The organism is Streptomyces sp. NPDC048290, assembly GCF_040652095.1.
Taxonomy (GTDB): domain Bacteria; phylum Actinomycetota; class Actinomycetes; order Streptomycetales; family Streptomycetaceae; genus Streptomyces.
This window is the reverse complement of the sequence record NZ_JBEZLM010000016.1, coordinates 155,342-169,214: the sequence shown is the minus strand read 5'-3', so window position 1 is coordinate 169,214 and position 13,873 is coordinate 155,342. Positions and strand designations below refer to the sequence as shown.

Here is a 13,873-nt window from a genome sequence, read left to right as displayed (position 1 = left end):
GCGCCCGCGCCACCACCGGCCCACGCCCCCACCGACCCCCACCCCACACGCCGTCCCGGCACGACGAGTGAGAGAGCCCCCATGCCCCGTACCCCCGCCGAGGACCGCGCCCACTGGGAGCGGACCGCCGACCGGATGCTGCTCGCCGTACGTCCCTTCGCCACCGAGGGGAACTCCCTGATCCAGCTGCCCGGGACGCCGTCCTCCAGCGGTGTCCGCAGCGACGGTCTGGAGGGCTTCGCCCGGACGTTCCTGCTGGCCGCGTTCCGGCTGGCGGGCGCGGGCGGCGCCGATCCGCACGGGCTGGCCGAGTGGTACGCGGCCGGGCTCGCGGCGGGCACCGACCCGGCCCACCCCGGGCGCTGGCCGTCGTTCGCCGAGTGCGGTCAGGCCAAGGTGGAGGCCGCGTCCGTGGCGCTGGCCCTGCACGAGACCCGGCCCTGGATCTGGGACCGGCTCGACGGCCGGGTCCGGCAGCGCGTCCTCGACTGGCTGGCCCCGATGGTGGGCGACGCGATGCCCGGCAACAACTGGATCTGGTTCCAGGGCGTCACCGAGGCGTTCGCCCGTACGGCGGGCGGCCGGTGGGACCAGCGCGACCTGGACCGCACGATCGCCCTCACCGACGACTGGTACGCGGGCGACGGCTGGTACTCAGACGGGCTGACCGGCGGCCAGCGGCGCAACTTCGACCACTACAACGGCTGGGCGATGCACCTGTACCCGCTGTGGTTCTGCCGCATTCTCGGCGACACGGCCCCCGCCGGGCTCCTCGACCGCTACCGTGCCCGGCTCCGGCGGTTCCTCGCCGACCAGCGGCTGCTGACCGGCGCGAACGGCTCCCCGCTCGTCCAGGGCCGCTCGCTGACCTACCGGCACGCGGCCCTCGCTGCCCTGTGGACCGGCGCGCTGTTCGACGCCACGCCGCTCGCCCCCGGCGAGACCCGGGCGCTGGCCTCCCGGACGCTGGACCACTTCGCCCGCCACGGGGCGCCCGACGGGCGCGGGCTGCTGACCCTCGGCTGGCACCGGCCCTACCGGGGCGTGCTCCAGGTGTACTCGGGACCGGCGTCCCCGTACTGGGCGAGCAAGGGCTTCATCGGGCTCGTCCTGCCGCCCGGCCACCCGGTGTGGACCGAGCCGGAACTCCCGCTGCCGGTCGAACGGGCCGACTACGGGCGGGCGCTGGCGGCTCCGGGCTGGCTGGTCTCCGGCACCTCGGCCGACGGGATCGTCCGGGTCGTCCAGCACGGCGGCGACCACACCGACCCGGCCCGGCCGCACACCGACGACCCCTGCTACGCGCGGTTCGCGTACTCGACGCACACCGCGCCCGAGACACCGGGCGACCCCACCGCCGGGAGGGGCGCCTGCGCGGGGGCGGACCCGCTGGACAACGCGGTGGTGCTGCTGGACGCCGACGGCCGCGCCTCGCACCGGCGCCCGGCGACCCGGCTGTCCTTCGGCGACACCACGGCGGTGTCCCGCAGCCGCGCCCACTGGCCCGCCGACGCCACCTGGGACCCCTTCGGCGGCCCCGACACCCGGTACACGCCGGGCCCCTGGATCACCGTCGGGTCGGCGCTGCGGGGCGCGGTCGAGGTCCGCGCGGTCCGGGTCGACCCGGCACCGGACACCCCGGACGGGCCGGGACACGTGCTGCGGATCGGCGGCTGGGCGCTGGCCACGGACACCGGGGACCCGGAGGGGGCGGGCCGGGTGGACGCGGCCACCGCCCAAGTCGACGGCGGGACCGGGCTCGTGTCCTCGGTGACCGGCGTACACGGACTCCCGCACGCCGCCGTCGTGCCCGGGGTCGACAGCAACGCCCTGGGGGCCCGGTCGGCGACCCCCGTGGTCCTCAGTGACGGGCCCGTGGTCCACGGGACGCTGTATGTCGCGCTCGTCCAGCTCACCGACGCGGGCCCCGTCGCCCTGCCCGAGGTCGCCGCCCGCGCCGACGGCTCCGACCTGTGCGCCGAGGTGACCTGGCCGGACGGGGCGCGGGACACCGTACGGCTGCCCGCGCCCGATCCGTCGTACGCGCCCGGGAAGGACGTGCCCCGTGCATGACGACCGCCGGATCGTCGAGGACCGGGTGCGCGCGCTGCTGGACCGGGTGATCCTTCCCGCCCTGTACCGCGATCCGCGGCCCCTGTGTGTGGACGGCGAGCCGGTGCCGGTCGCGCGGGCACTGGCCGCCGAGTACGGGCCGTTCGCCGTCGGCGCGACCTGATCGAGCAGCGCGGGGTGTGGCTGCCCGACTCCTTCGGCTACACGGCCGCGGATCCGCAGTTGGCGCGGCTGGCGGGCGCCGAGTGGTTCCTCACCCAGAAGCTGTCCTGGAACGAGACCAACCGGCTGCCGCACCACACCTTCGGCTGGGAGGGCATCGACGGCACGCGGATCTTCACCCACTTCCCGCCCGTCGACACCTACAACACGGCGCTGACCGCCGCCGATGCCGACCCGCTCCATGCTGGAGAGGGCCCGGCGGCTGCGGGACCTGGAAGGGGCGCCGAAGGTGGTCGTGCGGACGCCGGACGCGTTCTTCGCGGCGGCCCGCGCCGAGCGCGAGCGGCCGCCGGTGTGTGTCGCGCCGTCCCGCGCACGGAGCGGCCTGCCGTCGTACGTCGCGTGCGTCGCGTGCGTGTTCCCGGTACCCGCGCCGTGGATACGATTCCCGTCCCTGCCAGCCGGAGGCCCCGTTGACCAGCGAACCGCCCCGCACCGGACCCGTCCGGCGCGGTACCAATCTGCCGCGCATGGGCGACTTCAACGAGTCGGTCGTGCTCGACGCGATACGGCGCCATCCCACGGGTCTGAGCCGGGTGGAGCTGGCCGGGGCGACCGGGCTGTCCGCGCAGACCGTCTCCAACATCACCCGGCGGCTGCTGGACCAGGGCGTGGCCCGGGAGTCCGGCAAGCACAACACCGGCACGGGCAAGCCGCGCACGCTGCTGGAGATCGTCCCGGCGGCCCGCTACGCCGTGGGCGTCCATCTGGACCCGGCCGTCATCACCTGTGTCCTGGTCGATCTGCTGGGCACGGTGGTGGCCCGGCGCAGCAGCCGCACCCCGGACGGCGCGGACACCGACGGCACGGTCGCCGGGATGGCGGCGTCGGTGGCCGCGCTGGTGGCGGAGGCGGGCGTCGACGGGGAGCGGGTCCTCGGTCTGGGGATCGCCGCGCCGGGGCCGATCGACGCGGCGGCCGGGTGGGTGGTGGACCCGCCGGAACTGCGCGGCTGGGGGCGCTATCCGCTGCGCGACCGGCTCAGCGAGGCGACCGGTTTCCCGGCGCTGCTCGACAAGGACGTCATCGCGGCCGTGGTCGCCGAGCGCTGGGCGGGCGCCGCCCGCGACAGCCGTGATCTGCTCTTCTTCTATCTCGGCACGGGTTCCGGGATGGGGATCGTGGTCGAGGACACCGTGCTGCGCGGGGTGTCCGGCAACGCCGGTGAGGTGGGCGGGCTCGGCGCGGCCTGCTCGATCCGCACCCTGGTCGACGAGGCCGTCACGCTGGGCGTCCTCGGCGGTGACCCGGTCGTGCGGGACCCGGCGGACGCCCAGCGGGGGCTGCGGCGGCTGGCGGCACTGGCCACGGCGGGGGACGCGCGGGCGGACGGCATCATCGAGCGGCTCGCGCTGCGGGTGGGCCGGGGGGTCAGCGCGGCGGCGGCCCTGCTCGACGTCGACACGATCGTGTTCGGCGGACCGGCGTGGCAGGTGCTCGGCGCGCGCATGTTCCCGCCGATCGCCGAACTGGTGGCCCGCTCCCCCTTCGTCAGGGCCACCCATCCGACGGTGGTCGCCTCCACCACGCTCGGCGAGAACGTCGCCGCGATCGGCGCGGCCTCCCTGGTCCTGGACCAGGTGCTGTCCGTCCAGCCGAGGTCGCTGCTGCTCACCTAGCGCGGGCGCCGCGTCCGCCCCCGCGCGCGGCGTCCCCCGTCGTCCCCGTCGTCGCCGTCGTCCGCCTCGTCTGCATCGTCCGCCTCGTCCCCGTCGTCGTAGAGCGGATCGGTGCCCACGTCGAGGGCCTCCAGGGCGTGTTCGGACAGTTGCGTGCGGTCCTTGGCGGCGGGCAGGGGCTGGCCGCCGGAGCGCAGTTCGCGCAGCCGGGACAGCATGTCCTGCATGGTGGCCATGGGCAGGGCCTGGACGAGCGCCGAGATGTCGCCACCGCCGATGTACTCGGGCACGTCGAACTTGGCGAACTCGCGCACGATCCGGATCATCGACACATTGTCCGGGCCCAGCAGGGCCACCTCCGCCTTGAGGTCGAGGGCGACCCGGCGGGACTCCTGGCGGGCCCGGTACTTGTCGATCAGGTCCTCCAGCCGGGCGTTCTCCAGGCTGACGCCGAGGCTTTCCCCGCGCATCTCCTCGTAGAACTTCTCCTTGAGGCGTTCCAGGAGGACCGGGTCGGTGGGGGTGAAGCGGCCGAGGGTGGTGCCCAACATGCCCATCTCCCACTTCTCCAGGGCGTGGGTGACCCGGTCGGTGAGTTCCTTGCGGATGTCCTGGTAGCTGGCGAGGAAGTCGAGGACCGAGGTGGTCATGGCGATCTCGGCGAAGTATCCGGCGACGGTCAGACCGAGCAGGTCGCGGACGAACCGGCGCATGGGGGCCCGGTCGTTGACCAGGCCGCCGAGGTCGGAGTTGCCGTCGTTGCCGAACTGGCTGACCAGCTTGGGGGCGATCCGGGGCGGGATCTGGAGGTTCTGCGAGAGGGTGACCGCCAGGTCGAAGCCCTGGACGTTGACGACGATCTGCCCGAGGTCGGCGTCGTAGTTGTCGGTCGCCGAGCCCTGTTTGTTCTGCCAGGTGAGGATCAGGACCCGGGTCGGGATGAGGGTGACCCTCACGAACCAGGGGTTGAGGGAGAACGTGGTGCCCTGTCCGAGGGTCTCCTCCTGGATGCCGCGCTGGCCGCCGCCCGCCAGGAAGTTCCAGGGGCGGCGGAAGCTGCTGTGGCCCGTCACCCGGGGGGCCACCGCGCCGGACTCGGCGTCCTGCTGCGGTTCGGCGCCGTCCAGGGTGACGACGACCCCGGTGTAGCCCTCGCTGATGGAGATGTCCCGCAGATGGGCGGCGGTCAGTCCCTCGTGGGAGCGGTTGACGTTGTGGACGGTGATGACCTCGAACAGCGCCGGGTTGATGGCGTACGTGGTGCCGCCGCCCAGGATGGCGAGCTGTTTGCCCTGTTCGCCGCCTCCGGCGAGGAACGCCTCGCCGTCCTGGAAGCTGTTGCACTCCACATGGCGGCCGAAGCGCTGGTCCGGCTGCCGGATCGCCCCGGCCTGGGCCTGCACCAGACCGATGGTGCCGGTCGGCACATGGGTGCGGGGGTGCAGACTGACCTCGAACAGCCGGGTGTTGAGGTAGTAGGAGTGGCCTCCGGCCAGGGTCGTCACCTGGATGCCGACCTCGCCGCCGCCGAGCAGGAAGGCCACGCCGTCCCGGAAGTTGTCGCACTCGACATGCCGGCCCACGGTCCGGCCACCGGCGACATCCCGCCCTTCGGTGGCCCTGACCAGGCCGACCATGTCGGCCGGGACATGGACCCGGGGCACGTACTCCACGCTGTACAGCAGGGGCGTGCGCCAGTGCATCTCGCCGGGGAGCAGGGTGGCGGCGTGGACGCCCTTCGCCGAGCCGGGGTTGATCTCCCGGAACCGGGGATCGGGGTGCGAGGGGCCGAACCGGCGGGTGACGATGCCGACATGGTCGGCGGGCACCAGCGCGCGCCCCTTCCAGCCGACCCATCCGGCGGCGGCCAGTAACAGCACGAGGACGATCAGGAACAGCGCCATGGGGCGGCCCTCCACTAGGAGAACGAGGACGATCGGGTGGAGCGTCATGCGGTGGGTCTCCACACCCGCAGCCGGGAGTGCACGGCCAGCACGGTGGAGCTCCAGCGGTCGTACCAGTCGTGGGTGTTCTCGTGCCCGGGGTCCCGCAGGGTGGGGAAGAAGCCGGGATGCCGGGCGGGGGACTCCAGGATGTCCGGAACGTCCGGGACCCCGGGAATGCCCGGGACGGTGTCCGGGACCGAGCGTCGTACGAAGTCGCGGTAGAGGCGGGGGCTGGGCTGCTCCGGTGTGTCGCGCCAGCCCAGGGCCGCCGCCAGGTCGGGGAAGCGCGGGCCGCGCCGGGCCCCGCCGGGGACGCGGGTGACCTGGCTGCCGAAGCCCTGGAGCCCGTCGGTGGCGGCGGCCCACAGTGCGTCGACCCCGGCCAGCAGGTCGAGGGGGACCTCGGCGGCCTGGCGTTCGCGCAGCCAGCCCTCGGCGAGCCGCCCGGCCGACTCCAGGACGATCCGCGTGGTCAGCAGATCGGCGTGGGCGTACTCCTGGCCCGCGAGGTGGACGCGCAGTTGCTCCAGCGCGGCGGGGCGGGTGAGCGCGACCACGGGGACGCGGGCCGGGCCGGGCCGGGTGTGCGGCGCCGGGTCGGGGAGCCGGACGGGGCGGTCGTGCCGTACGTCGTCGTGCAGTTGGCGCAGCAGGTCGAGGCGGGCCGGGTCGGGCAGGGAGCCGTCCCGGGCGTCGAGGTGCCAGGTGGCGGCGAGATGGAAGTTGACCTCGCCCCGGAGCAGCACCGGGACGAAGGGGCGGCCATGCACCTGCCCCTCCAGGATCATGCGGGTCACGTCGTCGGAGTCCTGGGAGTGCGGGGTCATCACGACGACGACGGCCACGGCGTAGCGCAGTTGCTGCCGGATGGTCCAGAAGTGGCCGTCGCCGGGCCGTAGATCGTCCGTGGACCACACCGGCAGTCCGGCGGCGCGCAGATGGGCGGCGAGGCGGCGGCCGTACCCGGCGTCCTCGGGGGCGTGGCAGACGACGAAGGCGGGCTGTCTCGGGGGCGTGACGGGGCGGGGCGGGCTGAGGTGGGTGGCGCGCAGGTTGTCCGGGGAGGGCGGGGCGTCCGCGGGGCGGGGGCGGCCGGCGATGACGTCGGCGAGTTCGGCGGCCATGGCGGTGAACTCATGGCCGGTGGCGTCGCTGAAGTCGCGCCAGGTCCGGTGGGCGGCGAACGGGGGGTGGGGCACATGGCCGAGCAGGACGGGGATGAAGCGCAGCCCGCGTGCGGCGGCCTCGGTGGCGAGGACGGCGTACTCGTCCATGGCGCGGGCGTCCCGCATGGACGCGGGGCTGATCACGGCGATGCCGTGGGCGGCGGCGCGCAGGGCCCGTTCCTGCTGGTGGAGGACGACATCGCCGGGCTCGATGCTCCACTGGTCGTGGAACGGGGACAGTCCGTGCCCGGCGAGCTGTTCGGCCAGCAGCCGGGCCCAGTCGGCGTCGTCGGCCGCGTAGGACAGGAACACGTTCAACCGCTGGGACCTCCTTGGCCGGTCGCCGGGGCCGGTGCTCGCACGGCAGGGCCGAGCCGTCCGCCGGGGACCAACCAAGGTAAGGGCGGAGCGTTCTGTTCCGCACCGCTTTCGCACGACGGCGCGGCGCGGGGCGGGCGCGGGGGCGGCGGGGGCACCCGCGCTGGTCGCACGCGTGGGCCCGAGGGGACCGCGGAGCCGTCAGGCGGCGGGTCCGCGGACGATCCGGACCAGTCGGGCGACCTCGGTGTCGTAGTGGGCGGAACCGGGCTCCCGCAGATCGACCGGGCGGCGGATGGCGGCGAACGCGGGGAGCGTGACGTCGTCCACCGGTGCCGGGACGAAACGCAGCCCGCCCTCGTGCGCGCGGGTGAGGAGCACGGCGTACTCGTCGGTGATCCGGGGGTCGTCCATCGTGCCGCGGCCGAACAGGAGGACGCCCAGCGTGGCGCCCGAAAGGGCGCGTTCGGCCTCCAGCAGCGGGACCAGTCCGGGGGCGACCCACCGCACCAGGAACACCGAGGCGCCGGACTCCCGCAGCCGCCCCGCGAGCCGCTCGGCGGCGTCGCTCTCGGCGCTCCCGTAGGAGACGAAGACGTCGTAAGGGGCCGGGTCGGCGGGCGGGGCGGCGGGTACGGGGGTGGGGGCGGGGTCCGGCGTGGGGGCGGGGGCGCGGGCCTCGCGGCGCCGGATCAGGTGGCGTACGCCGAGGTAGCCGAAGTAGGTGGACGCCACCGTGGCGGCGAGTCCCACGGCCGTGATCACATCGCCGACGATCCCGTCCACCGGGCCCCCCGTGTCCGTGTCCCGGTCCCTGGCGCCGGGCATGGAGGGGAGTCTAGGGCCGGCCGGTCGCCGTGCCACCGGGACGCGGGATCTGGTGCGGGTGCGGAGTCCGGTGCGGGGGCGGGGACGGGGTCCGGCGCCGGGGCGGGTACGGGATCCGGTGCGGGTACGGGGGCGGGGTCCGGTGTTCCCCGATGTCAGCTATGCGGCTTTCGCGGGGCACGGGTTTGTCAGTCGCCGTTCAATCATGGTCCACTCTGTCGTTGTTGCGAAGTCATGGCGAAGCCATGCGTCGCGGAGGGCCGGAGGCCGGTTCGCCCGTCCGGCTCCAGGGGCGGTCTCGGCGCCGTCCGGTCACACAGCTCATGAACGCCTCATGAACGCCTCATGATCAAGGAGATCCGCACGGTGCCCGTCCGCCGCCTCACGCCTCCCGCGCGGCCCGCGTCCGCCGCCGTCCCGCCCCAGACCGAGCCCCGGGACGGGGGTCCCGGCAAGCACGCCCGGACGACCGCCGCGCAGGCGCCCGGCGCGGGGCTGCGGCTCGACATCCAGGGGCTGCGGGCCGTGGCGGTCACGCTGGTGGTGCTCGGCCACTCGGGCGTGTCCTCCATGGCGGGCGGCTACGTCGGCGTGGACGTCTTCTTCGTGATCTCCGGCTTCCTGATCACCTCGCTGATGCTGCGGGAGTGGAGCCGCGACGGCCGGATCTCGCTGGGCCGGTTCTACGCCCGCCGGGCGCTGCGTCTGCTGCCCGCCTCCACGCTGGTCGTGCTGGCCACGCTCGCGGGCTCCTGGCTGTTCCTCGGGCCGCTGCGCTTCGCGGACTACGCCAAGGACGCCATCGCCTCCGCCTGGTACGTCGTCAACTTCCGGCTCGCCGACGCCGGGACCGACTACTTCAACACCGATGTGCCGCCCTCCCCGTTCCAGCACTTCTGGTCGCTGGCGGTGGAGGAGCAGTTCTATCTGATCTGGCCGATCGTGCTGATCGTCGCCCTGAAGCTGTTCCGGCGCCGGGCGCTGCTCGCGGTGCCGCTGCTCGCGCTGGCCGCCGGATCGTTCGCGCTGAGCCTGCACCTGACCGAGACGTCCCCGTCCTGGGCCTACTTCGGGTCGCAGGGCCGGATCTGGGAGCTGGCGGTGGGTGCCCTGCTGGCCCTCGCCGCGCACCGCCTCGACGACATCCCGCGCCCGGTCGCCGCCGTCCTCAGCTGGGCCGGTCTGGCCGCCATCGGCTATGCGGCGGTCTCCTTCGACGAGAGCACGCCCTTCCCCGGCTATCACGCGGTGATCCCGGTCTTCGGTGCCGCCGCCGTCCTCGCGGGCGGTGCCGCCGCCGGGCGCTACGGCGCGGGCGCGGTCCTGTCGCTGCGGCCCGCCGTCTGGATCGGCGGGATCTCCTACGCCTGGTACCTGTGGCACTGGCCGCTGATCGTCATCGTCCCGGCCGCCGCCGGGTTCGGGGCGCACGACGGGCCGCTGCGGCTGATCGCCGCGCTGGCCGGCATCGTGCTCGCCTGGGGGACGCTGCACCTGGTCGAGGACCCGATGCGGTTCCACCGCGCGTTCAAGGCGCACGCCGCCCGCGGGCTGGCGCTCGGTCTCGGACTGTCCGCGGTCGCCGCCGTGACCGCCGTGTTCACCCTCCAGTTCCCGCCCGCGCTGGAGGAGGGCGGCGCGCGGCAGAACACCGCGGCGACCCTCGCCGCCGCCTCCGACCCCCGCGCCGCGCTCACCGAACTGCTGGAGCAGCCGGTGGAGAAGCTGCCCGCCAACCTCGAACCGAGCCTGCGCGACACCGCGTACAAGCGGTCCATCGTGTACACCGACGGCTGCGCCCTCACCATGTCCGGCACGGTCCAGACCGAACCCTGTCTGTACGGCGACAAGACCGCCGAGCGCACGGTGGTGCTCTTCGGCGACTCGCACGTCGCCCAGTGGTTCCCGGCGCTCGACGCCATCGCCAAGGAGCACGACTGGCGGCTCTACTCGTTCACCAAGAACGCCTGCAAGGTCTCCCAGCTCACCATCGAGTGGCAGGGCGGCCCGTACTCCACCTGCGACGACTGGCGTGATGTGACGATCGAGAAGATCCAGAAGCTGAAGCCGGAACTCGTCATCACCTCCAGCTCCAACTCGGCGAAGCTGTACGGCGGGGGCGACCTCGGCGACGCCTGGGGCAAGGGCCAGGCCGAGACGTACCGGATGCTCCAGCGGGACGGCACCCAGGTGCTCACCCTGCTGGACAACCCCTGGCCGAAGAACAACACCGTGGACTGTGTCGCCGCCAGCCCCGACGACCTGGCGTCCTGCGCCCGGGACCGCTCGGAGGCCGACCCCAAGCCCGAGGTGACCGAGGCGATCCGCGAGGCCGCCGCCGCGGAGGACGTCACCGTCATCGACCCCTACGAATGGGTCTGCGCCCCGTCCGGCACCTGCCCGGTGGTGGTCGGCAACACCCTGGTCTACCGAGACTACGGACACCTCGCGGACGGCTACATCAAGGCACTCACCCCGGTGGTCGAGGACGAACTGCTCCGCCTGTTCGGCCCGAACCTGACCGAGCGCCCGGGGAACTGACCCGTCCCGGGCAACACCGGGGTCGCTCCGCGCCGCCGGGGGTCCGGCGGCGGCCGGCGTCCCGCCGTCCGGGGTCCGGCTGACGCGACCCGGGTCCGCCACCCGGGTCCGTCGGAGGCGGGGGCCGCTGCTCCCAGGGTCCAGCGAGGGCCAGTGGGTCCGCCGTCCGGGGCCGTCGAACGCCGGGTGCGTGTCGTCCGAGGGCCCGCGAGAGCCAGGGGCCCGCCCTCCGCCGGGGGCTGGTGGGATCAGACCGTGTGGACGGTCGTCCCCGCGGCTTCGAGTGCGGTCACCTCATCGGCCGCCGCCGAGCCGTCGGTGACCAGGGTGTGCACCACACTGGAGGGCCCGACCCAGACGTGCGCGGTCCGGCCGAGCTTGCTGCCGTCGGTGGCGACGACGGTCCGGCGCGACCCGGCGATCCCCGCCTTCTTCACCGCCGCGTCGTCGAGTGACCGGCTCTCCCGCAGACGTCACCGGCGACCTGCATCCCCCTCACCCCTCCTCCCTGATCGGTGTCTCCATCACGCCGAGGCCCGTGATCTCCAGGCGGACGCTGTCGCCGGGGCGGAGATAGGCGGGCGGGTCCTGGCTCGCGCCGACGCCCGCGGGGGTGCCGGTGAGGATCACGTCGCCGGGGCGCAGGGTCAGACAGTCGCTGACGGACGCCACGATGTCCGCGACGGAGAACACCATGTCGGCGCCGCTGCCGTCCTGCCTCGGGACGCCGTTCACCCAGGTCCGCAGGCGCAGCGCCTGGGGGTCGGGCACCTCGTCGGTGGTCAGCAGCCAGGGACCGGTGGGGCAGAAGCCGTCGTAGCCCTTGCCTCGGACGATCTGGAGGAACGCGGGGCTCCGGGCCACGTCGCGGAGCATCACATCGCGGGCCGAGACATCGTTGGCGATCATGTATCCGGCGACATGGCCGAGCGCCTCGGAGGGTTTGATGCGGCGCCCGCCCCGGCCGATGACGGCGGCGATCTCGCACTCGTAGTCGAGCTGCGCGGACTCCCGGGGGCGGGGCACGGGATCGTGCGGTCCGCCGAGCGCGGTGCCGGGCTTGATGAACAGGACGGGTTCGGCGGGCGGTTCGCCCGCGAGGCCGTCGATCTCCTTGACGTGCGCCCGGTAGTTGGCGCCGACGGCCACGATCGTGCCGGGCCGGGTGACCGGCGGGCCGAGCCGGACGTCCGCCAGGGGCACGGCGGCGGGGTCCGGGGCGGCGAGCAGGGCCCCGATCCGGTCGCGGAGCCCGGCCAGGTCCGCCAGTACGTCGTTCATGTCGGCCCGCGCGTGCGGCGAGCCGCCGGTGAGCAGCGGGCCCAGCGGGCTGATCCGTCCGTCGTCGCGCAGCACTCCGGGCTGTTCGGCCCCGCTGTCGCCATAGCTGACCAGTCTCACAGCGCGTCACCTCGTGAAGGTGTGGGGCGGCGGGTCACGGTGCCGGCCGGCCGAGGAGGGTGTCGAGGACATCGCCGATGTCCTCGTGGGCCGGGTCACCGGGCGCGGCGGTGGTGCGCCAGGCGACATGGCCGTCGGGCCGGACGAGACAGGCGCCGCGGTCGGCGACTCCCGCGTTCTTCGCCCAGTCGCCCGCGATGTCGTACAGGTCGGCGTCGTCGGCCGGGGCGACCCGGAAGGCGTGCAGGGGCAGGCCCCGTTCCCTGGCGGCCGTGCGGGCGGCGGTGACCCAGGCGGCGCCGTCCTGACCGGCGAACAGGGTGAGCCGGCCCTCGACGAGATCCAGCGTGGACAGTTCCGTCCCGTCGCGCCGCAGCACATGGTGCGGCACCCGGCGGCCCGGTGAGCCGGACGGCTCGAACCGCGGGTCCGGTGCCAGGGCGGTGGCGGTGCCGTCCGGGACGATCGCGGACGAGGCGTAGGCGAAGCCGATCTCCTGGCCGAGCGCGTCGAACTGCGCTGCCTGCATACCGATGCCCGTGCGGATCTGCTCGCGCAGCGGGCGGGGGCCGGTGGACTCGCCCTCGGCCTCCAGACGGGCCGCGAAGCCATGCACGTCGGGCGTGAACCCGGTGGCCGCCATCAGGTCCATGTTCCGCCAGGACTGGGCCGCGTTGAACTCGGCGACGGGCCGCCGCTCCGCCTCGTAGGTGTCCAGGAGCGCGGGTCCCGCCCAGCCGCTGTGCACGGCGTGCAGCTTCCACGCCAGGTTGTGTCCGTCCTGGATGCTGGAGTTCAGTCCGAAGCCGCCGGTGGGCGGGAAGCGGTGGGCCGCGTCCCCGACGAGGAACACATCGCCCGTGCGCCAGACCTCGGCCACCTTGGCGTCCATCCGCCAGGGCCGGGCGCCTTCGATCTCCACATCCAGGTCCGGCACGCCGATCGCGTCCCGGATGACCTGGACACAGCTGTCGGGGTCCGATGGATCGACGGGGGTGGCGCCGCCCGCCAGCACCCCGAAGTACCACTGGTACCGGCCGTCCCGGGCGGCCAGGGTGCCGCTCGCCCGGCTGTTGAGGACCCAGTGGAGGACGGCGGGGTGGTCGCCGACGTAGGGCCGCAGATCGGCCCGGAAGTCGATGTTGACGAAGTCCGCCCGCGCGTCGGGCCCGGCGAGTCCGACCCCGAGCGCGGTCCGGGTGGGGCTGCCCGCGCCGTCGGCGGCCACCACGTACCGGGCGCGGACGCGGGTCACGGCGCCGGTGAGCCGGTTCTCCAGCACCGCGACCGCGCCTTCGGCCTCCGGTTCCAGCGAGGTCACCTCGGTGGCGAGCCGGACATCGACGTGCGGGCTGGTCCGCAGGTGCCGCAGCAGAACCGGTTCGACCCGGTCCTGCGGGCAGAACAGCACCTCCATGGGGGTGGCGGCGCGCCGCACGGGGCCGTCCTCCAGTTCGGCCATGCTCACCCCGCCGAACCGCTCGCCCGCGATCGAGTGCACCCAGGTGAACTCACCGCCGTCGCGGACCGGGAAGCCGCCCCGGGCGACCTCCTGGTCGATGCCCCAGGCCCGGAACAGCTCCATGGTGCGGATGCGTACGCCGGTGGCGCGCGGCAGGACGCCCACCGCCGCCCGGCGTTCGGCCAGCAGACAGGGGGTGCCCAGCCGGCCGAGGACGAGCGCGGTCGCCATGCCCGCCGGGCCCGCCCCGATGACGAGGACCGGTAGGTCGAGGTCCACCGCTGTCCCGCTCATCAC

9 protein-coding genes and 2 pseudogenes are annotated in these 13,873 nt (G+C 74.2%); 5 read left to right on the top strand and 6 right to left on the bottom strand.

What is annotated here, in order from left to right; all coding sequences use genetic code 11:
• Nucleotides 1-81 precede the first annotated feature (81 nt).
• The 4 genes and pseudogenes from AB0D49_RS26500 (at nucleotide 82) to AB0D49_RS26485 (ending at nucleotide 3,914) form a co-directional block, all read left to right on the top strand.
• Nucleotides 82-2,073 (top strand): DUF2264 domain-containing protein, encoded by a 1,992-nt coding sequence (locus AB0D49_RS26500; RefSeq protein ID WP_362761739.1) that lies wholly within the window; start codon nucleotides 82-84, stop codon nucleotides 2,071-2,073.
• Entirely contained in the window at nucleotides 2,066-2,236 is a 171-nt protein-coding gene (locus AB0D49_RS26495) for a hypothetical protein (protein WP_362761737.1), read from the top strand. The genes AB0D49_RS26500 and AB0D49_RS26495 overlap by 8 nt, the downstream gene beginning before the upstream one ends.
• Nucleotides 2,236-2,572: pseudogene (locus AB0D49_RS26490) on the top strand (alpha-mannosidase); the annotation flags it as partial. The gene AB0D49_RS26495 and the pseudogene AB0D49_RS26490, both read left to right, overlap by 1 nt.
• Nucleotides 2,573-2,765: 193 nt before the next feature.
• Nucleotides 2,766-3,914, top strand: a complete 1,149-nt coding sequence (locus tag AB0D49_RS26485) for an ROK family transcriptional regulator (RefSeq protein ID WP_362761810.1) — start codon at nucleotides 2,766-2,768, stop codon at nucleotides 3,912-3,914.
• Here the strand turns inward: AB0D49_RS26485 and AB0D49_RS26480 are convergent.
• The 3 genes from AB0D49_RS26480 to AB0D49_RS26470 form a co-directional block, all read right to left on the bottom strand.
• A complete protein-coding gene (locus AB0D49_RS26480) occupies nucleotides 3,911-5,866 on the bottom strand; it encodes an SPFH domain-containing protein (protein ID WP_362761735.1) in 1,956 nt (651 codons plus the stop codon). The genes AB0D49_RS26485 and AB0D49_RS26480 overlap by 4 nt on opposite strands.
• Nucleotides 5,863-7,338, bottom strand: coding sequence for a TIR domain-containing protein (locus tag AB0D49_RS26475; RefSeq protein WP_362761808.1), 1,476 nt, complete (start codon nucleotides 7,336-7,338; stop codon nucleotides 5,863-5,865). The genes AB0D49_RS26480 and AB0D49_RS26475 overlap by 4 nt, the downstream gene beginning before the upstream one ends.
• Nucleotides 7,339-7,545: 207 nt before the next feature.
• Nucleotides 7,546-8,172: a toll/interleukin-1 receptor domain-containing protein gene (locus tag AB0D49_RS26470; protein WP_362761733.1), complete on the bottom strand. Its 627-nt coding sequence runs from the start codon at nucleotides 8,170-8,172 to the stop codon at nucleotides 7,546-7,548.
• Between the two features lie 345 nt (nucleotides 8,173-8,517).
• On the opposite strand from AB0D49_RS26470, the gene AB0D49_RS26465 reads away from it, so the two are divergent.
• On the top strand, nucleotides 8,518-10,713 hold the full coding sequence (locus AB0D49_RS26465; RefSeq protein ID WP_362761731.1) for an acyltransferase family protein: 2,196 nt from the start codon (nucleotides 8,518-8,520) through the stop codon (nucleotides 10,711-10,713).
• Nucleotides 10,714-10,961: 248 nt separating this feature from the next.
• On the opposite strand, the pseudogene AB0D49_RS26460 reads toward AB0D49_RS26465, so the two are convergent.
• The 3 genes and pseudogenes from AB0D49_RS26460 to AB0D49_RS26450 form a co-directional block, all read right to left on the bottom strand.
• Nucleotides 10,962-11,165 (bottom strand): annotated as a pseudogene (locus AB0D49_RS26460) (decarboxylase); the annotation flags it as partial.
• 43 nt (nucleotides 11,166-11,208) lie between these two features.
• On the bottom strand, nucleotides 11,209-12,114 hold the full coding sequence (locus tag AB0D49_RS26455) for a fumarylacetoacetate hydrolase family protein (RefSeq protein WP_362761729.1): 906 nt from the start codon (nucleotides 12,112-12,114) through the stop codon (nucleotides 11,209-11,211).
• Between the two features lie 34 nt (nucleotides 12,115-12,148).
• Nucleotides 12,149-13,870, bottom strand: a complete 1,722-nt coding sequence (locus AB0D49_RS26450) for an FAD-dependent monooxygenase (protein WP_362761727.1) — start codon at nucleotides 13,868-13,870, stop codon at nucleotides 12,149-12,151.
• Between the last annotated feature and the right edge of the window lie 3 nt (nucleotides 13,871-13,873).